Source organism: Empedobacter sp. GD03739 (assembly GCF_029843245.1).
Lineage (GTDB): Bacteria > Bacteroidota > Bacteroidia > Flavobacteriales > Weeksellaceae > Empedobacter > Empedobacter falsenii_B.
In genome coordinates, this window is the sequence record NZ_JAOCHX010000056.1 from 1 (window position 1) to 17,652 (window position 17,652).

General features: G+C 31.5%; 19 protein-coding genes, 4 tRNA genes and 1 pseudogene. 14 read left to right on the forward strand and 10 right to left on the reverse strand.

The annotated features are described in order from the left end of the window. Nucleotides 1–24: 24 nt before the first annotated feature. The 5 genes from N5E64_RS13905 to N5E64_RS13925 form a co-directional block, all read right to left on the reverse strand. Nucleotides 25–369 carry a hypothetical protein gene (locus N5E64_RS13905; RefSeq protein ID WP_280038005.1) on the reverse strand — a complete coding sequence of 115 codons (345 nt, stop codon included), beginning with the start codon at nucleotides 367–369 and terminating at the stop codon, nucleotides 25–27. A gap of 173 nt (nucleotides 370–542) precedes the next feature. Continuing rightward, nucleotides 543–615, reverse strand: a tRNA-Lys gene (locus tag N5E64_RS13910). 51 nt (nucleotides 616–666) lie between these two features. Then, nucleotides 667–739, reverse strand: a tRNA-Lys gene (locus N5E64_RS13915). Between the two features lie 51 nt (nucleotides 740–790). Next, nucleotides 791–863, reverse strand: a tRNA-Lys gene (locus tag N5E64_RS13920). A 96-nt stretch (nucleotides 864–959) separates the two neighbouring features. Continuing rightward, nucleotides 960–1,032 (reverse strand) — tRNA-Lys (locus N5E64_RS13925). Nucleotides 1,033–1,330: 298 nt separating this feature from the next. On the opposite strand from N5E64_RS13925, the gene N5E64_RS13930 reads away from it, so the two are divergent. Both N5E64_RS13930 and N5E64_RS13935 read left to right on the forward strand, forming a co-directional pair. Further along, complete coding sequence (locus N5E64_RS13930; protein ID WP_115001390.1) at nucleotides 1,331–1,936, forward strand: hypothetical protein; 606 nt, start codon at nucleotides 1,331–1,333, stop codon at nucleotides 1,934–1,936. Between the two features lie 2 nt (nucleotides 1,937–1,938). After that, complete coding sequence (locus N5E64_RS13935; protein WP_038334501.1) at nucleotides 1,939–2,466, forward strand: shikimate kinase; 528 nt, start codon at nucleotides 1,939–1,941, stop codon at nucleotides 2,464–2,466. Here N5E64_RS13935 and N5E64_RS13940 read toward each other — a convergent pair. Continuing rightward, nucleotides 2,463–2,876 carry an RNA-binding S4 domain-containing protein gene (locus N5E64_RS13940; RefSeq protein WP_038334500.1) on the reverse strand — a complete coding sequence of 138 codons (414 nt, stop codon included), beginning with the start codon at nucleotides 2,874–2,876 and terminating at the stop codon, nucleotides 2,463–2,465. The genes N5E64_RS13935 and N5E64_RS13940 overlap by 4 nt on opposite strands. Nucleotides 2,877–2,943: 67 nt before the next feature. Between N5E64_RS13940 and N5E64_RS13945 the strand changes: the two genes are divergently transcribed. Together N5E64_RS13945 and pncB are read left to right on the forward strand one after the other, a co-directional pair. Next, entirely contained in the window at nucleotides 2,944–3,702 is a 759-nt protein-coding gene (locus tag N5E64_RS13945) for a hypothetical protein (protein WP_280038006.1), read from the forward strand. 96 nt (nucleotides 3,703–3,798) lie between these two features. Next, on the forward strand, nucleotides 3,799–5,001 hold the full coding sequence (pncB, locus tag N5E64_RS13950) for a nicotinate phosphoribosyltransferase (RefSeq protein ID WP_280038007.1): 1,203 nt from the start codon (nucleotides 3,799–3,801) through the stop codon (nucleotides 4,999–5,001). Nucleotides 5,002–5,074: 73 nt separating this feature from the next. Here the strand turns inward: pncB and N5E64_RS13955 are convergent, their stop codons facing one another. Further along, a complete protein-coding gene (locus N5E64_RS13955) occupies nucleotides 5,075–6,379 on the reverse strand; it encodes a Xaa-Pro aminopeptidase (protein WP_280038009.1) in 1,305 nt (434 codons plus the stop codon). 338 nt (nucleotides 6,380–6,717) lie between these two features. Here N5E64_RS13955 and rpsF point away from each other — a divergent pair, with 338 nt between their 5' ends. From rpsF to rplI, 3 genes and pseudogenes are all read left to right on the forward strand, one after another. Next, nucleotides 6,718–7,065 carry a 30S ribosomal protein S6 gene (gene rpsF / locus N5E64_RS13960; RefSeq protein WP_038334492.1) on the forward strand — a complete coding sequence of 116 codons (348 nt, stop codon included), beginning with the start codon at nucleotides 6,718–6,720 and terminating at the stop codon, nucleotides 7,063–7,065. An 8-nt stretch (nucleotides 7,066–7,073) separates the two neighbouring features. Then, nucleotides 7,074–7,376 carry a 30S ribosomal protein S18 gene (gene rpsR, locus N5E64_RS13965; protein WP_019976570.1) on the forward strand — a complete coding sequence of 101 codons (303 nt, stop codon included), beginning with the start codon at nucleotides 7,074–7,076 and terminating at the stop codon, nucleotides 7,374–7,376. A gap of 21 nt (nucleotides 7,377–7,397) precedes the next feature. Then, nucleotides 7,398–7,895 (forward strand): annotated as a pseudogene (gene rplI / locus N5E64_RS13970) (50S ribosomal protein L9); the annotation flags it as partial. A gap of 209 nt (nucleotides 7,896–8,104) precedes the next feature. Here the strand turns inward: rplI and N5E64_RS13975 are convergent. Continuing rightward, the gene (locus tag N5E64_RS13975) at nucleotides 8,105–8,929 is read right to left on the reverse strand and encodes a DUF5694 domain-containing protein (RefSeq protein ID WP_280038012.1); all 825 of its coding nucleotides are present in this window, start codon (nucleotides 8,927–8,929) and stop codon (nucleotides 8,105–8,107) included. Nucleotides 8,930–9,398: 469 nt separating this feature from the next. Here N5E64_RS13975 and N5E64_RS13980 point away from each other — a divergent pair, with 469 nt between their 5' ends. Together N5E64_RS13980 and N5E64_RS13985 are read left to right on the forward strand one after the other, a co-directional pair. Further along, nucleotides 9,399–10,139 (forward strand): sensor histidine kinase, encoded by a 741-nt coding sequence (locus N5E64_RS13980; protein ID WP_185144074.1) that lies wholly within the window; start codon nucleotides 9,399–9,401, stop codon nucleotides 10,137–10,139. After that, complete coding sequence (locus N5E64_RS13985) at nucleotides 10,126–10,806, forward strand: LytTR family DNA-binding domain-containing protein (protein WP_125348776.1); 681 nt, start codon at nucleotides 10,126–10,128, stop codon at nucleotides 10,804–10,806. The genes N5E64_RS13980 and N5E64_RS13985 overlap by 14 nt, the downstream gene beginning before the upstream one ends. A 130-nt stretch (nucleotides 10,807–10,936) precedes the next feature. Here the strand turns inward: N5E64_RS13985 and aroC are convergent, their stop codons facing one another. Next, nucleotides 10,937–11,995: a chorismate synthase gene (aroC, locus tag N5E64_RS13990; protein ID WP_115001405.1), complete on the reverse strand. Its 1,059-nt coding sequence runs from the start codon at nucleotides 11,993–11,995 to the stop codon at nucleotides 10,937–10,939. A 23-nt stretch (nucleotides 11,996–12,018) separates the two neighbouring features. Continuing rightward, nucleotides 12,019–13,092 carry a 3-oxoacyl-ACP synthase III family protein gene (locus N5E64_RS13995; RefSeq protein ID WP_038334667.1) on the reverse strand — a complete coding sequence of 358 codons (1,074 nt, stop codon included), beginning with the start codon at nucleotides 13,090–13,092 and terminating at the stop codon, nucleotides 12,019–12,021. Between the two features lie 123 nt (nucleotides 13,093–13,215). Between N5E64_RS13995 and N5E64_RS14000 the strand changes: the two genes are divergently transcribed. The 5 genes from N5E64_RS14000 (at nucleotide 13,216) to N5E64_RS14020 (ending at nucleotide 17,543) form a co-directional block, all read left to right on the forward strand. Beyond that, nucleotides 13,216–13,779: a hypothetical protein gene (locus N5E64_RS14000; RefSeq protein WP_115001408.1), complete on the forward strand. Its 564-nt coding sequence runs from the start codon at nucleotides 13,216–13,218 to the stop codon at nucleotides 13,777–13,779. Nucleotides 13,780–13,804: 25 nt separating this feature from the next. Beyond that, the gene (ubiE, locus tag N5E64_RS14005) at nucleotides 13,805–14,545 is read left to right on the forward strand and encodes a bifunctional demethylmenaquinone methyltransferase/2-methoxy-6-polyprenyl-1,4-benzoquinol methylase UbiE (RefSeq protein ID WP_038334486.1); all 741 of its coding nucleotides are present in this window, start codon (nucleotides 13,805–13,807) and stop codon (nucleotides 14,543–14,545) included. Nucleotides 14,546–14,571: 26 nt separating this feature from the next. Then, on the forward strand, nucleotides 14,572–15,369 hold the full coding sequence (locus tag N5E64_RS14010; protein ID WP_280038017.1) for a porin family protein: 798 nt from the start codon (nucleotides 14,572–14,574) through the stop codon (nucleotides 15,367–15,369). Nucleotides 15,370–15,419: 50 nt separating this feature from the next. Beyond that, nucleotides 15,420–16,559: an acyl-CoA dehydrogenase family protein gene (locus N5E64_RS14015; RefSeq protein WP_219033597.1), complete on the forward strand. Its 1,140-nt coding sequence runs from the start codon at nucleotides 15,420–15,422 to the stop codon at nucleotides 16,557–16,559. A 123-nt stretch (nucleotides 16,560–16,682) separates the two neighbouring features. Beyond that, on the forward strand, nucleotides 16,683–17,543 hold the full coding sequence (locus tag N5E64_RS14020; RefSeq protein ID WP_280038018.1) for a fumarylacetoacetate hydrolase family protein: 861 nt from the start codon (nucleotides 16,683–16,685) through the stop codon (nucleotides 17,541–17,543). Nucleotides 17,544–17,652: the final 109 nt, after the last annotated feature.

Here is a 17,652-nt window from a genome sequence, read left to right on the forward strand (position 1 = left end):
GATTACGACCTAAACTATCTATTTTCAGATTAATCGCTGCATCTGTAATAAATAATTCATTAAAATTATTTTATCATCAAACAACGTTTTGACATCTACACCAAGTGCAATTTCTTTCGCAGAGATTAAATTTTCGGTTTGATATGGCGTAGAACCTTTGATTGAAGAATCCGTTAGGGTAACCGTTAGCTTAGGAAAATGATTGAAAAACGAAATATCCAAATCCTTGAATTCAATTTCAGTTTTCACATAATTTTCAGCAATACTTTTTATCCCTTCATTAATTTGATCCTTAAAAAAATAAGGCGAAACATACAAAACTAATATAATTCCTCCCAAAGAAAATCCAGTAATCTTAATTACCTTCATTAATTTTGAGAGAACTGTTTTTTTCTTCTTCATAATCATAAAATCGGTTGAACAAAGTAACTGAGAATATAAATTAATCGAAAACAATACGATATTTATTTACCGCAACATTTATCATGTTGACCTCAATTATTTTGCATAAAAAAAGCCAAACATTTCTGTTTGGCTTCTTGTGACCTGGCTGGGGCTCGAACCCAGGACCCCAACATTAAAAGTGTTGTGCTCTACCAACTGAGCTACCAGGTCTCCATTTTGGAGTTGTTATTGTTTTTAGACTTCTCAATAACTAGAAGTTTGTGACCTGGCTGGGGCTCGAACCCAGGACCCCAACATTAAAAGTGTTGTGCTCTACCAACTGAGCTACCAGGTCTCCATTTTGGAGTTGTTACTGTTTTTAGACTTCTCAATAACTAGAAGTTTGTGACCTGGCTGGGGCTCGAACCCAGGACCCCAACATTAAAAGTGTTGTGCTCTACCAACTGAGCTACCAGGTCTCCGTTTTTTCGGACTGCAAATATACGATTATATCTGAGTTTACAAAACGAAAGACGTTTTTATTTTTTTATATAAAAAAGAACGTTTTGACTAAGTGACCTGGCTGGGGCTCGAACCCAGGACCCCAACATTAAAAGTGTTGTGCTCTACCAACTGAGCTACCAGGTCGGTTTCTTAAATCGAGTGCAAATATAGGGCGTTTAATACTAATTTAACAAACGTTTTGTGAAGTTTTTTACAATTTATTAATTAATCATTTCGGTTTTAAGAACTTAAATTTAGATAAATTTTTAGTTTTTTTTTGAAAGATAGAATTTCGGATAAGAAAACTGAAAAAATAAGCCATAGAAACATCATTTTATATATTTGATAAATGATTTATATACTATATTTGTCATCCAGCAAATCTAAATCTATGTGAACCGAAATTATTTTCGGAACGCTATTTAAAGATTGAAATTTTAGAATGAAGAAGAATATACTATATATTATTATTGCTTTGTTTTCGATAGTGTCGTGTAAAAAATCTGACAACCCAGAGGCAGACGTACCCGATTCTGAATATGCAAACAATTGTAATCAGGAAACAAAAGATGCACATTTGTCTAATTTTGCATTGAAAGAATTAAAGGAATTAATAAAAGATCAACCACAGATTATTCATCAAAAATTGAATGATCGTTGTTTCAAGGTTTCTAAACTTGGAAAAAATTTATACATTCAAAATTCAGATCGTTTAGATTCTTTGAAGATTAAAAACAATAATCAAGGAACGATGTTTTTGAATAAAATAACAGCAATACAGGTTTCACAAGAGATTGTTTATAAATTAACATATTCTTTTCCTATTAAATTCTTGAATCAATATAGAGCAGAAATCAAAAAAGATGCGCCAAAATCTAAATATCATCATTCAAATTCAATCGTTACTAACGAAGATTATCAAGTAACTTATAATGTGGAACGTTATGATGCAAGACGTTTGGAGAATACGTATTCATATCAAATTGATACGTTTGATGGATATGCGAGATTAACTATTTTTTATTCAGAAGACTTACCAGTAGACTAATCATGATTATTTCTTTAGTAGGATATATGGGTAGCGGAAAATCGACTACCGGAAAAGATTTAGCCAAAGCATTGGGTTTCGAATTTATTGATCTTGATGATTTTATCGAACAAAAATATCAAACAAAAATTAGTGAGATTTTTGAAAAAGAAGGCGAATTAGGTTTTCGTAAAAAAGAACGAGAAGCCTTAAAAGAAGTTCTGACTTCAACAAACATTGTGCTTTCTTTAGGCGGTGGAACTCCTGTTTATTTCGATAATATGAATGAAATTGCCAACAATTCAATTTCATTTTTTATGCGTGTACAATTACCACAATTGGTGAAACGATTAGAAAATAAAAAAGAAACTCGACCTTTAATTGCTCATCTTTCTAATGAAGAAATGATGGAGTTTATTGCGAAACATTTATTTGAACGCAATCAATATTATGAAAAGGCAAAATATACAATCAGTATTTCGAACCAAAGTACATTAGAGATTTTGGACGAAATTATGAAACATCTTAAAAAGGAGAAGATTTGGAATTAATCCAAATCTTCTCCTTTTATAATGATACCTTCAGTATCTTCTCCACCCTCTTCTAAATAATCATCCAAATCTCGGCGATCTTTTTTCGTTGGTCGACCTTCTCCTCTTTCACGATAATAATCTTGCGAAAGCTTTCGAAGCTCTAAAACTTCATATTCTTCTTTTGGCGTTGTATCCACAATATGCAAGGTTAACAATTTAGCTCCAATTCTATTATTTGGCACTTGCAATACTTTAAAAGATAAATTTATTTGATCTTTTCTCACCTCAATCGCATCACCTGGGATTATATCTCGCGACGCTTTTGCTACATCTCCATTTACTTTTACACGATTTTTTTTAACCGCATCAGCCGCTAAAGATCTCGTTTTATAATATCTAACACTCCAAAGAAATTTATCTAATCTCATTTAAAACTGAATATTTGTTAGGTTAAACTAATATTTTTTCTAAATTCGCAATATAAATCGAAATAACATGATAAAGAAATTCTTCGTTACTTTAATTGCATGTTCTGCTGTTTTAGTAGGATGTAATAATGATGATGATAATGGTGTAAATAAAGAAACTAAAATTCCAGTTGAAGAACGTAATGCTTTAGATGATGAAGCGATTCAACAATATATGGAAGATTTTTACTTCAATCCTAAAAATGGAAAACTTACAAAGTTCGATACTATCAAAGGAAACGATGATGATGCCTATCCAACATTAAAAAGTTTAGCAAAACAAGATAACTTAGGAATTTGGTATGCCGAAAATCCAAATCATAAAGGAACAGGAGAATCTATTGTTTCTAATGATAGTACATCTATTTATCTAAGTTCTATTTCAACATATTTTGTTGCAACAAATAGTACAGACTACAAAAGAAAATATGGTTATTTGGGTCAGTTTTATTATTCAAGTATAAATACTGGAGATGGTTCTGCTACACAAGATCCAACTTTTTATTACTACATTCCTACTGAAACTGAAGCTAAAAATGGAGTAAAAAGAGAACATGTCGAATTGAAAAATTTCGCAGAAGGGCTTAAACACTTTAAATCTACAAACCGTTCTACAAATGATTTGTATAACTTTCAAGGTGTAATTATTTTACCTTCTCGTTTAGCTTATGCAAGAAACAAATATTACGTTCAAAGTACAGGGTTAACTGAATATTCAACATACAGAGACGCAACTATAATTTTCAATTTCGAATTACCTAAAATCGAGAAAAGAACAACAAAATAATTATCTTCAAAACAAGATAATCTTACAAAAACCATCTACATTGATGGTTTTTTTTTATCTTTAAATTTCAAAATGTATTAGAATTAAACCTAAAAAATGAGTATAATAAAATCTATTATCGATAACGATTTCTATAAATTCACCATGCAATTTGGCGTTACAAAATTGTATCCAGATGTAATGGCGCGCTATAAATTCATTAACCGTGGTGAACATCAATTTCCTGAAGGTTTTGCAGAAGAATTGCAAAAAGAAATCAATGCAATGGCTTCACTTGCTTTAACCAAAGACGAAAAAGACTTTTTCACAACAAATTGCCCTTATTTGAGTCCTGCTTATTTAGACTTTTTGCAAGGTTATCGTTATGATCCAAATGAAGTAAAAATCGCTCAAAATGGTGCTGATGTAGAAGTTCACGTAGAAGGATATTGGTACCGCACAATTCTATGGGAGGTTCCAATTCTTTGCTTAATTAGTGAAGTTTTTTACAAATTAACTAATGCAAAACGCATCACAAACGAAGAAATCACAAAACGTACAAGCGATAAAGTTGATTTATACAATCGTCTTGGCGTTACAGTTGCGGAATTTGGTACCCGTCGTCGTCACAGTTACGAAGTTCATGATGTCGTAATGAAAGAATTAACAAACCATAAAGGAAAAAGCTTTGTTGGAACTTCGAATGTTCACTTTGCGCATAAATATGGTGTAAAACCAATTGGAACACACGCTCACGAATGGTTTATGTTTCATGGTGCACGTTACGGATTCAAAATTGCGAATTCAATCAGTTTAGATCGTTGGGTAAAAGTTTATTATGGTGATTTAGGAATTGCTTTGACAGATACGTATACGTCGGATGTTTTCTTTGGACAATTTGATAAAAAACTATCTAAATTATTTGATGGCGTTCGCCACGATTCTGGAGATCCAATTGAATTTGGAGAAAAAACAATTGCGCATTACGAAAAAATGGGCATCAATCCTTTATTCAAAACGATTATTTTCTCGGATGGATTAAATTCAGAAAAAGTGGAAATGATTACAAAAGCTTTCAAAGGAAGAATTGGATTATCATTTGGAATTGGAACGAACTTAACAAATGACACTGATTTAAAACCTATGAATATCGTGATGAAATTAACCGAAATTTCTTCGATAGATATAAAATGGACTGGTGTTGTAAAACTTTCGGACGAAAAAAATAAACACACAGGAACTCCACGTATGATTGCTCTTGCAAAAGAAATGTTAGATTTAGATGATATTCCATCACATGATGCGCCAGAAAATGATTAAGAATATTCTTTAAAATAAAAAATGGAACTCAATATTGAGTTCCATTTTTGTTATCATTTAATATAATGAAAGATTATTTATTCATTAAATCTTCGATTTCTTCTGCTTCTAACGGAATATTTTGCATCAAGTTGAAAGGCTTTCCTTCTTTTTGAATTACATAATCATCTTCCAAACGAATTCCAAAACCTTCTGCAGGAATATAGAATCCTGGCTCGTTTGTGAAAACCATTCCAGCCACAAAATCATCAGTCAATAAACCATAATCATGTGTATCTAATCCCATGTGATGAGACGTTCCGTGCATCATATATTTTTTGTAAGCTGGCCAAGCTGGATCTTCGTTTTGTACATCTGCTTTATCCAACAAACCTAGACCTAACAATTCAGAAGTATAAACTTTCCCTAATTCTTCGTGGTATTTGTACCAATTATTTCCAGGAACTAACATCGTTTCTGCTTCTTTTTTACAACGTAAAACTGCATCATAAACTTCGCGTTGACGTTTTGTATATTTTCCATTAACCGGAATTGTACGTGACATATCTGATGAATAATTTGCATATTCTGCAGCAACATCAAACAAAATCAAATCACCATCTTTACATTCTTGATTATTTTGAATATAGTGTAACACATTCGCATTATTTCCAGACGCAATAATTGGCGTGTATGCAAAACCTTTCGAACGATTACGAAGAAATTCGTGAACAAACTCAGCTTCGATTTCGAATTCCCAAACTCCAGGTTTTACGAAATTTAAAATACGACGGAAACCTTTTTCTGTGATATTACACGCTTGTTGAATCAATTGAATTTCTTCTGGTTCTTTTACAGAACGTAAACGTTGCAAAATAGGATTTGAACGTAAATAACTATGTCCAGGATAATCTGCTTTCAATTGTTTTACAAAACGATCTTCGCGCGTTTCTACTTGTGGCGCTTCCGTTACACGATAATGTTCGTTTTTGTTCACATAAACATTATCTGCTTCTACCATCAATTTGCGCAAAACATTTGGTAAATCTTGTAACCAAAGTACAGTTTTGATTCCAGAAACTTCTGTTGCTTGAGCTTTTGATAATTTTTCTCCTTCCCAAACTGCAATATGATCGTTTGTTTCGCGAACAAATAATACTTCTTTGTATTTTGGATCGTAAGCATCAGGAAAAATTAATAAGATAGATTCTTCTTGATCTACTCCAGATAAATAAAAAATATCACGATGTTGTGCAAATGGTAACGTAGAATCTGAAGAAATTGGATAAATATCGTTAGAATTGAAAATAGCAAGAGAACGAGGTTTCATTGCTTTTACAAATTTCGCTCTGTTCTTTACGAATAACTCGCTTGGAATAGGATTGTATTTTGTTGTCATAAAATTTTACATTAATTATTATGACCAAATTTAAGAAGATGTTTTTAGAAAAAAAAGGAAAACCCTCGCAGAAACGAGGGTTTTAACCTTAACCAACCTAAACCTATGAAAAAGCCATTAGCCTTTTATGTTGACAAATGTAAGCTACTTTTTTTAAACTGCAAATTTTTTTTAAAAAAAGTCAATATTTTTTTAACGTCAATATGATAAAACGATAATATTCAACAAATAAGCTATCTATAAAAAATCAATAATTATTCATTTGCGATATTCAAATAATTATTCTTATATTTGCACCTCGAATTTTAGTATAAATAATAACTTAAAAGAAGTTAAAAATGACACATTACGAAACTGTTTTCATTTTGACTCCCGTTCTATCTGATTCTCAGGTAGAGGAAGCAGTTAATAAATTCAATGACTTTGTTACTGCTAACGGTGGTGAAATCGTAGCAAAAGAGAACTGGGGCTTAAAAAAATTAGCTTACCCAATTCAAAACAAAAGAAATGGATTCTACCACTTAGTAGAATTTAAATCAGACAATAACGAGTTAGTTTCTCAATTAGAAGTTGCTTACAAACGTGATGAGCGTGTAATCCGTTTCTTAACTGTGAAATTAGACAAACACGGTATGGACTGGGCAGAAAAACGTAGAACAAAATTAAAGTCTAACTCTAACAAATAAGCAAAGCTATGGCAATTGACGATTTAGCAAAAAAAGCAGCTGGAGGTAGCGAATCAGAAATCCGTTATTTATCTCCTTTAGATATCGAAACACAATCAAACTCAAAATATTGTCGTTTCAAAAAATTTGGAATCAAATACGTTGACTATAAAGACGCTGATTTCTTAATTCAATTCGTGAATGAGCAAGGTAAAATTTTACCTCGTCGTTACACAGGAACATCTTTAAAATACCAAAGAAAAGTTTCTAAAGCGATCAAAAGAGCTCGTCACTTAGCATTAATGCCATTTATTGGTGATCAATTAAAATAATAACCTAAATATTAAAATATCATGAACGTAATTTTAAGACAAGATGTAGAAGGTTTAGGTTTTGAATTTGAAGTTGTTTCAGTAAAACCTGGATACGCACGTAACTTCTTAATCCCTCGTGGATTAGCATCAGTTGCAACTCCAAATAACGTAAAAGCATTAAACGAAGTTTTAGAAGCTCGTAAAGCAGAAGAAGCTACATTAATCGCTGCAGCAAAAGAAAAAGCAGCTAAATTAGATGGTTTAGTTGTTAAAATCGACGCTAAAGTTGGTTCTGGAGACAAATTATTTGGATCTATCAACAATGCAGATTTAGCAGAAGCTTTAGTAAAAGCTGGTGTTGAAATCGAGAAGAAAAACATTAGAATCCCTGGAAATACTATCAAACGTTTAGGAAAATACGAAGCTAAAGTTCGTTTCCACAGAGATGTTGAAGTAGATTTCGGATTTGAAATTGTACCAGATGCTGCATCTATCAAAGCTGCTGAAGAAGCTGCTAAAACTAGAGCAGAATTAGCTAAATTAGATGCTCAAAAAGCAGCTAATGCTACTAAAGAAGAAGGTTCTTTCTTCAACTATGATAACCCTATTTACGCTAACGACAAGAAAGCAAAAAAAGAGGAAGTATCTGAAGAAGTTGTTACAGAAGAAACTCCATCTACAGAAGAATAATTATTATTCAACTATATATAAAAAAACCTCGCAGTTTGCGAGGTTTTTTTATGCTTTTATTTTAGATAATCTAACGTATTTACTTCTTTAAACTTTGGCGAACGTCGTAAGAAATCTTTAAAGAAAGCCGTATGTGTAGCTCCCATTAATACAAAAATACGATCGTCTTTTGTAATCGGCACATTGTTCATATTTGAGAACATGGCTAAATTTCTATGATAATATTTCGCCGCTTGTTCTGCTCCTACTGGATATTTTTTGTATGAAACCGTCGTTAACATATCCGCATTAACTGCAACAGAAAAATCTAAAAATTCTGGTTGATTATAGTACTGCAATAACTCTTTTAATTTTACATCTTTTTTTGTTACTCCATTTTTCGATTCATTATTTCGGAACATTTCAATGTATCTTTTGAATGTAATCGAATCATCTTGCTCTTTCAACAAATCACCAAGCATATAAAGATAATCTTCTTGATAATTAATTCCGTAAATTTTCTTCGATCCGCTTAGTCTCCCAACTTCATAAGCCAATAACTCAACTTCGTTTGGATTTTCAAACTTCATTTTAGGATTAAGTAAATAATCTTGAAAAAGTTTATTCAACACTTTATTGCGAGAAGGATTTTGTTCAACTAAAATAATTGTAGGTTTAAAAGCCGCAATCTGCTTTGCTATTTCATGTATTTGACGAACATTATCTTGGTTATTCTCATCAAATTCAGTCGTACTTGCATCTGGAGTATATCCCATGTGAAAAGTTCCCATATTAAGAACTGGAATAGCATCATCAAATTTTGTTTGAAATTGATATTTTGTTTGAGCAGATAAATTCATAGTACCAATAAATGTAGCAATTGCAATAAATAAGTTTTTCATTTGAGTTAATTTTTAATTATGATTCAAATTTCTATGATTCTGAAAAAATTGACTTTTATTTATCGACTAACCCATTTGAATAATCGACGAATCACTTCACTTTTATGTAGAAAAGAATCTAATTTTACAAAAAACAAAAACAATGGAAGATGATAAAAAAAATTTAAGCTTCTCAAATCAAAAAAGCGTATTTATACTTTTAGGTTTTTGGGTTATTTACATTCTGTTTGATTACATAACAATTGGATTAGTTAATCTAACTAACGGAAATTCATTTTTTAAATCAATTACATTATTTGCATCAACAATGTATATTGTTCAGTTAATTACAATTTTTATTATCTATTTTTTTATTGCCCCCTATTTTCTTAAAAAAATCAATTGGAAATCGATATTATTCTCTATAGTATGTTCCTTTACAACATTCATTATTGTTCGTTATTTTATTGAGCAAATTATTACAGATTTTTTGTTCCATAAAGTCAATTATTTTGAAGGAACAACGATTAGTTTTTACATTTACGACAATTTACATTATGGTTCTTTTATCGTTTTTTCGTCACTTTTTTTATGGATGACATTTCATTCAATCCATACACTAAAACAAAATAACATCATTGAAAAAGAGAAAAAAGAAGCTGAAATTAATTTTTTAAAATCTCAAATAAATCCTCATTTTTTGTTTAATACACTCAATAATATTTATAGTTTGGTGAGTGTAAATTCTCCTCATTCGTTAAAAGCAATCGAAAATTTGAGTGCAATTATGCGTTTTACAACCTACGAAACCAATAAAGATAAAATTGAAATTGAACGAGAAATTGATTACATCAATCAATATTTAGATTTGGAGCAGATTCGTTATGGAGAAAAATTTTATGTCGAAAAAGAATTTTTGATTGAGAATTCTAAAAAATTAATTCATCCATATATTATTTCGCCTTTAATCGAAAATGCAATAAAACATGGTGTTGTAAAAGACATTAATCATCCAATTAAAATCAATTTAAAAACTAATTCTGAATACCTTGAGATTTCCGTTTCAAATAAAATTAATCAACATCAAAAAGATGAAACTTCAGGAATTGGATTAACGAATTTGAAAAAAAGATTGAATTATTATTTCGGAAATAATTATACTTTCGAAATTAAAAACGATTATGAAACCTTTCATATTTACTTAAAAATTCCATTAAATGACGAAAATTAAGTGTATTATTTTAGACGATGAACCTTTAGCTGTTGAATTATTGAAAAAACATGCTTCTGAAAATGAAAATTTAATTGTTTCACTTGCAACAACTGAAGTTTTTGAAGCAATTGATTTTCTCAAAAATAATAAAGTTGATCTTATTTTCACAGATATTCAAATGCCCGAATTGACTGGAATTCAGTTGATGAAAATCCTTGATCATTCTCAGAAATTCATTGTCACAACAGCTTATCAAGATTATGCTTTAGAAAGTTTTAATTTTCATGTGGTTGATTATTTATTGAAACCTATTACGAAAGAACGTTTTGATGCCTCTATAAAAAAATATGTTGATTTTTTTCAAACGACATCAACTAAAAATCAGTCGACTTATTTGTTTGTAAAAGCAAATGGAAAGCAAGTAAAAATTAATTTTTCAGATTTAATTTACATTGAAGGTTTGAAAGATTATATTCGAATTCATACCAAAACTGAAAAAATATTAGTCTTAGAAACCATGAAGTCTTTCGAAGAAAAATTACCAAATCATTTCAAAAGAATTCATCGTTCGTATATCATCAATCTTGATTTTTTAACTTCTATTGATGGAAATTCTGTTTATCTCAATCAGAAAATTTTACCAATTGGAGAAACTTATCGAAAAGAAATGAAGGATTTTGGTTAAGAATTATTAAGAACAAAAAATACTTGTCTTTTCGAGCTTGTCGAAAAATCTCAGATTCTTCATTTCGTTAACACTGCATTCAGAATGACAATAACAAAAAACTCCAACTTTAAAGGTTGGAGTTTTTTGTTTATATATTTCTTGTTCGTTGTATCAGCAACATATCAGCCAAAACCATCGCAGCTAAACTTTCTACAATAGGAACGGCTCTTGGAACAACACAAGGATCGTGACGACCTTTTCCATGCATTTCTACCATTTTGCCATCTGCATTCAACGTTGTTTGTTCTTGCATTAATGTCGCAACTGGCTTGAAAGCAACTTTAAAATAAATATCCATTCCATTTGAAACTCCACCTTGTATTCCTCCAGAATAATTGGTTCTTGTTGTTCCATCTTGGTTGAATTGATCATTCATTTCTGAACCTTTCATCGATGTAGAAGCAAAACCTTCGCCGTATTCAAAACCTTTTACGGCATTTATCGACATCATCGCCTGTCCTAAACGTGCATGCAATTTATCAAAAATTGGTTCACCTAAACCAACTGGCACATTTTGAATAACACAAGTTACTTCACCTCCAATTGTATCACCTTCTTTGCGAATTTCTTTGATACGATTAATCATTTTTTCTGCCATTTCTAGATCTGGACAACGAACTGCCGTTTCTTCAATTTTAGAAAAATCTAATGTAGAATAATCATTATCCAACTTCAACTCACCTACTCCGCTTACATAAGCTGTAATATTGATATTTGGAATCACATGTTTTGCAACAGCACCACCAACAACCCAATTAGCCGTTTCTCGCGCAGAAGTTCTTCCTCCACCTCTATGATCGCGAACACCATATTTGGTTTCGTATGTAAAATCGGCATGAGAAGGACGAAAAACGTCTTTTATATGATCGTAATCGTGAGATTTTTGATTATCATTCGGAATAATAAACCCGATAGAAGCACCTGTTGTTTTTCCTTCAAAAATACCTGAAAGAAATTGTACTGTATCTGGTTCTTTTCGTTGTGTCACAATTGCAGATTGTCCTGGTTTACGACGATCTAATTGCGCTTGTATCCAATCAAAATCTAATTCGATTCCACTTGGAACGCCATCAATTACACCTCCAATCGCTACACCATGACTTTCGCCAAAAGTTGAAATTTTAAATAGTCTTCCGAATGTATTCACAATAGTATATGTGTTTTTTGTTTTTATTTTTCGAATTGATAAATCACTGCATTAACATTCATTGTAGCTCCAACAGAAGCTAAAATAATTTTATCATTTGCGTGAAATTGATGAGGAGCTAATTCTCCTTTTTTGATTAAATCAAACATTGTAGGAACCGTTGCTACAGATGTATTTCCTAAGAATTGAACTGTCATTGGATCAATTTTTTCTGGTACAGCTACACCATATAATTTGTATAAACGCTCTATCATTGCATGATCCATTTTTGCATTTGCTTGGTGCAATAAAATTTTATCAATATCGGTAATTGATAAATTTGTTTCATCTAACAATTCTTTAATTGCTGGTGGAACATTTTTTAATACGAATTCGTAAACTTTACGACCTTTCATATTAATTGTTTTGATTGAACCTTTATAATCTGGATTTGCAGAACGTCCATTTGTCAAGTAAGCCAATTCATCACCTGTATAACTTAACGTTTCGTGATTGATGATTCCATATTTATAATCAGCTTCTTTCGCTTCCAAAACAACTGCTCCTGCTCCATCTGCAAAAATCATCGCAGAACGATCATGCGGATCTACAGCACGAGATAACGTATCAGAACCGATTACCAAAACTTTCTTTGCAATATTTGCTTGAATAAATTGATGTCCTAAAATCAATGATTCTATCCAACCTGGACAACCAAATGTCATATCATAAGGCTTACATTTTAGGTTTTTGATTCCTAAATTGTGTTTCACTTTTGCCGAAATTGACGGCATAATATCAATTTGATGACCAACAGGATCAATATCTCCAAAGTTATGCCCAACGATTATATAATCTAATTCTTCTGGATTAACGCCAGATTCTTCAATTGCTTTTTTAGCTGCAAAAGTTGCGATATCAGAATTTAATAAATCATCTTCTACATATCTTCTTTCTCTGATTTCTGTAATTTCCTCAAATTTACGCGTAATTTCTTCACCAGTTTTATCCAAACGATTTCCACTTTCGTCATAAAATTCGTGGTTAACAAAATCTTCGTTCGTAACAATTCTATTTGGTAAATAGTGTCCAGAACCTGTAATTACAGAGTTTATCATATTAATATTGTTCAATTTTAATAAAAAAATAATAGCGACAAAGTTACACATTTCATTAAAATAGTCATGAAAAATATGTAATAACTCATACCGAAATTAATAAAGTATAATTAATTTAGCAGCATGAAAAAAAATCCTTCATTAATTGGTCTTTTAATCGTCTGTGGATTAGCTGCTTTGATCGTTGTTATTTATAACACTTTTTTGAGCAAAAAAGATGGGTATGTGATTGACAATCCATCAAACAAAACCTTGACAATCAAAATTAACGATAAAGATTTTACAATTGCACCGCAACAAAATGCACGAGTAGACCTGAAAAAAGGAAAAGCGCATATCGTTTATAGTTTTAATAATAAAAATGTAGATACGGTTGTAGATATTACAAGAGCAAATGGTTTTATAAATCCTACACATCAAGAATATTATACATTTACACGACCTTATGGTGTTAGAAAAAACAAAGATTCTATCTTTTTATCAAACAACATTGCAATAGATAACAAGGTTTATCACGGAATTATCGAAAAATCTTCTCAATTATACATCGAAAACTTTTACTATAACATTGATCAGGATTATCCTAAAATGTTCATAAAAAGTGGCGGAAGCGAGAAAGCAACTGATTTATCGAAAATATTTAACAAAGAAGATTTTAAACAATTTTATTTCGAGAATTACGAATAAGATTTAGATTTTATAACTTTACAAAATGGCAAATCATCAACACGATGCAGTAACTCCTTACGAAGCATCAGATCTAAATAAAAAGAAACAAGTCGAGCAAATGTTCGATAATATTTCGCCAAAATACGATTTATTAAACCGTGTTTTATCAATGGGAATCGACATTCAATGGCGAAAAGATGTTATCAAAATGGTAAAAGCTTCTCAACCAAAAACGATTTTAGATATCGCGACTGGAACAGGAGATTTAGCGATTATGATGGGTAAAAATACCGATGCAAAAATTACTGGATTAGACTTATCTAACGGAATGTTGGAAGTTGGTCGCAAAAAAGTAAAAGAAGCTGGATTAGAAAATCGTATCGAAATGGTGCAAGGTGATTCGGAAAATTTACCTTTTCCTGATAACACTTTTGACTGTGTGACCGTTTCTTTTGGTGTTCGTAATTTTGAAAACTTAGAGAAAGGTTTAGCAGAAATTAATCGTGTTTTAAGACCAGGCGGAACTTTTGTTATTTTAGAATTTTCTTATCCTACAGCTTTCCCAATGAAACAATTGTATACGTTTTATTCTAAAAATATTTTACCTGCAATTGGTAAAATGGTTTCGAAAGATCAAAGTGCTTATACCTATTTACCAGATTCAGTTCGCGCTTTTCCACATGGAGAAGAAATGAAAAACATCCTGAAAAGTGTAAAATTTACACAACCTATTGATAAAAAACTTACTTTTGGTATTGCAAGCATTTATAAGAGCATAAAATAAATTTGCTTGTTATTCGTTGAAAGTCTATGAGAAAAAATCTAATCATCGCATTATCGTTAACTGTTGCTAGCATTGCAAATGCACAGTTTCGCCCTAATAATGACAGAAGCGAAAACAGAACTGAAACTGATCAGAAAAAATTTAGTTTTGGATATTTCTTGGGAACTAATATGATGAGTTACAAGATTGTTCCTAAAGCTCAAACTGATCCTGCCTTACCAGGAGGTTCTCAAATACCAGAAGATGATGGAGTAAATGAACACGGTTTGGTTTATTTGGATCAAGAAAGTAAAGCTGGTTTCTCTGTTGGATTAATCGCAAAAATGCGTGTGAATGATTATATTGATTTAAAATCAGAACCAGGATTGCATTTTGCTCAACGTATTTTACATTTCAATAATATAAAAGATCCAGTTACTGGAGAGACTTTAGCTGATCCTTCTAAAGTTATGCGCGAAGTAAAATCCACTTATGTTGAAATTCCGTTGTTACTTAACTTTCACGGAGATCGTTGGTTCAATACACGTCCATATATTCAAGGAGGTTTGGGTTATCTGATGAATTTACAATCAAACGAAAACAAAGAAGACGATAACGAAACTGGAGTTTTCAGAACTACAACGAATAATTTTAACTGGCAAGCAGAAATTGGTGTTGAAATTTATTTCAAACGATTTAAACTTACGCCAGCGCTAAAAGGAATGTTCTTTTTTAATAATGAAATTGTACCTGATAATGATGAACCTGGAAAACCTAAATACTGGACAGGAAGTTTGAATTCATTATCAACCAGAGCATTTGTTTTTTCTCTAAAATTTGAATAAAAATTAAAGTCATAATCATAAAATAATAAAAACCATAAATAAATAATCACATGAATTTTCAATTATCGGAAGAACAATTAATGATTCAAGAAGCTGCTCGTGATTTCGCTAAAGCCGAATTATTACCAGGAGTTATCGAACGCGACGAAACATCTACTTTCCCAACTGATGCAGTAAAAAAAATGGGAGAACTTGGATTCTTAGGTATGATGGTTGACCCAAAATACGGAGGATCTGGTTTAGATAGCGTTTCTTATGTCATTGCAATGGAAGAAATCGCTAAAGTTGATGCTTCTGCTGCTGTTGTCATGTCAGTTAACAACTCTTTGGTTTGTGCTGGTATGGAAAAATATTGTAACGAAGATCAAAAACAAAAATATTTAGTACCATTAGCTTCTGGTCAAGTGATTGGAGCATTTTGTTTATCTGAACCAGATGCTGGTTCTGATGCGACTTCTCAAAAAACTACTGCGGTAGATATGGGAGATTACTATTTATTAAATGGTACAAAAAACTGGATTACGAATGGTGGAACAGCTTCTACTTATTTAGTAATCGCTCAAACTGATCCAGAAAAAGGTCACAAAGGAATCAATGCTTTCATCGTAGAAAAAGGATGGGCAGGTTTCGAAATTGGACCAAAAGAACAAAAAATGGGAATCCGTGGTTCTGACACACATTCATTATTCTTTAATGATGTTAAAGTGCCAAAAGAAAACCGTATTGGTGAAGACGGATTTGGATTTGCTTTCGCAATGAATGTCTTAAACGGAGGACGTATTGGTATCGCTTCTCAAGCTTTAGGAATTGCACAAGGTGCTTATGAATTAGCGTTAGATTATGCAAAAATTCGTAAAGCCTTCAAAACAGAAATCATCAATCACCAAGCTGTTGCATTCAAATTAGCAGATATGGCAACTAATATTACAGCTGCTCGTATGTTATGTTTTAAAGCTGCGGTTGAGAAAGATGAGGGAAAAGACATTTCTATTTCTGGTGCAATGGCAAAACTATTTGCTTCTAAAACAGCGAACGAAGTTGCTTCAGAAGCCGTTCAAATTCATGGAGGAAATGGTTATGTTCGCGAGTATCATGTAGAACGTATGATGCGCGATGCAAAAATTACTCAGATTTACGAAGGAACATCAGAAATTCAAAAAATTGTAATTTCGAGAGGAATTGCTAAATAATTTTAAATAAATATAATTATTTTTTATCTTTATAAGACATCTGTTAATGACAGATGTCTTTTTTTATTTATTTAATCAAAAAACAATACGTCGTATATTTGTGGCGGAAAAAATATAAAGAAGATGAAAATTTTTAGATTCGGACCAAAAGGTCAGGAGAAATCAGGTGTAATCATCGATGAGAAAAAATTCGATGTTTCAGCATCAGGAATTATTTATGATGATGATTTTTTTGGAAATACAGAAAAACAAGAAACTTTACAAAAATATATCGAGCTTAACATTAACAGCTTGCCATTAGTTGAAGATGATGTACGTATTGGTACACCTTTAACTCGCCCAGGAAAAATTGTTTGTGTAGGTCTTAACTTTGATGATCACGTAAAAGAAACAGGTTTACAACAACAAGCAGAACCGATTATGTTTATCAAAGCTAATCAATCGTTTAACGGACCAGAAGACGGAATTATGCAACCAAATGGTTCTACAAAAATGGACTGGGAAACAGAACTTTGTATTATTATTGGTGAAAAAGCAAATAATGTAACGGAAGAAGAGGCAATGAATCACGTATATGGTTATGCCTTAATTAATGATATTTCTGAGCGTGCTTTCCAAACAGAACGTGGAGGAACTTGGGACAAAGGAAAAGGATGTGATACATTTGCACCTGTTGGACCTTTTATTGCAACAAAAGACGAAATCGAGGATGTAAATAATTTACGTGTTTGGTTAAAATTAAACGGAGAATTAATGCAAGATGGTAATACAAGTGATTTTATTTACCGCATTCCTAAATTAATTTCTTACCTATCTCAATTTATGTCTTTCTTACCTGGAGATATTATTTCTACAGGTTCACCTGCAGGATCAGGAATGGGAAAAACACCTCAAGTTTGGCTAAAACCAGGAGATGTTATCGAATATGGAATTGAAGGTTTAGGTTCTACAACTCAAACTATTTTACCTTTCTCAAGAGATTAAAATAAGATATCTTACAATTAAAAAAAACCGTACAATTTAAATTTTGAATTGCACGGTTTTTAAATTTTGTTTAGCATCATACTTAATTGATTAAACAATAAAACGAATA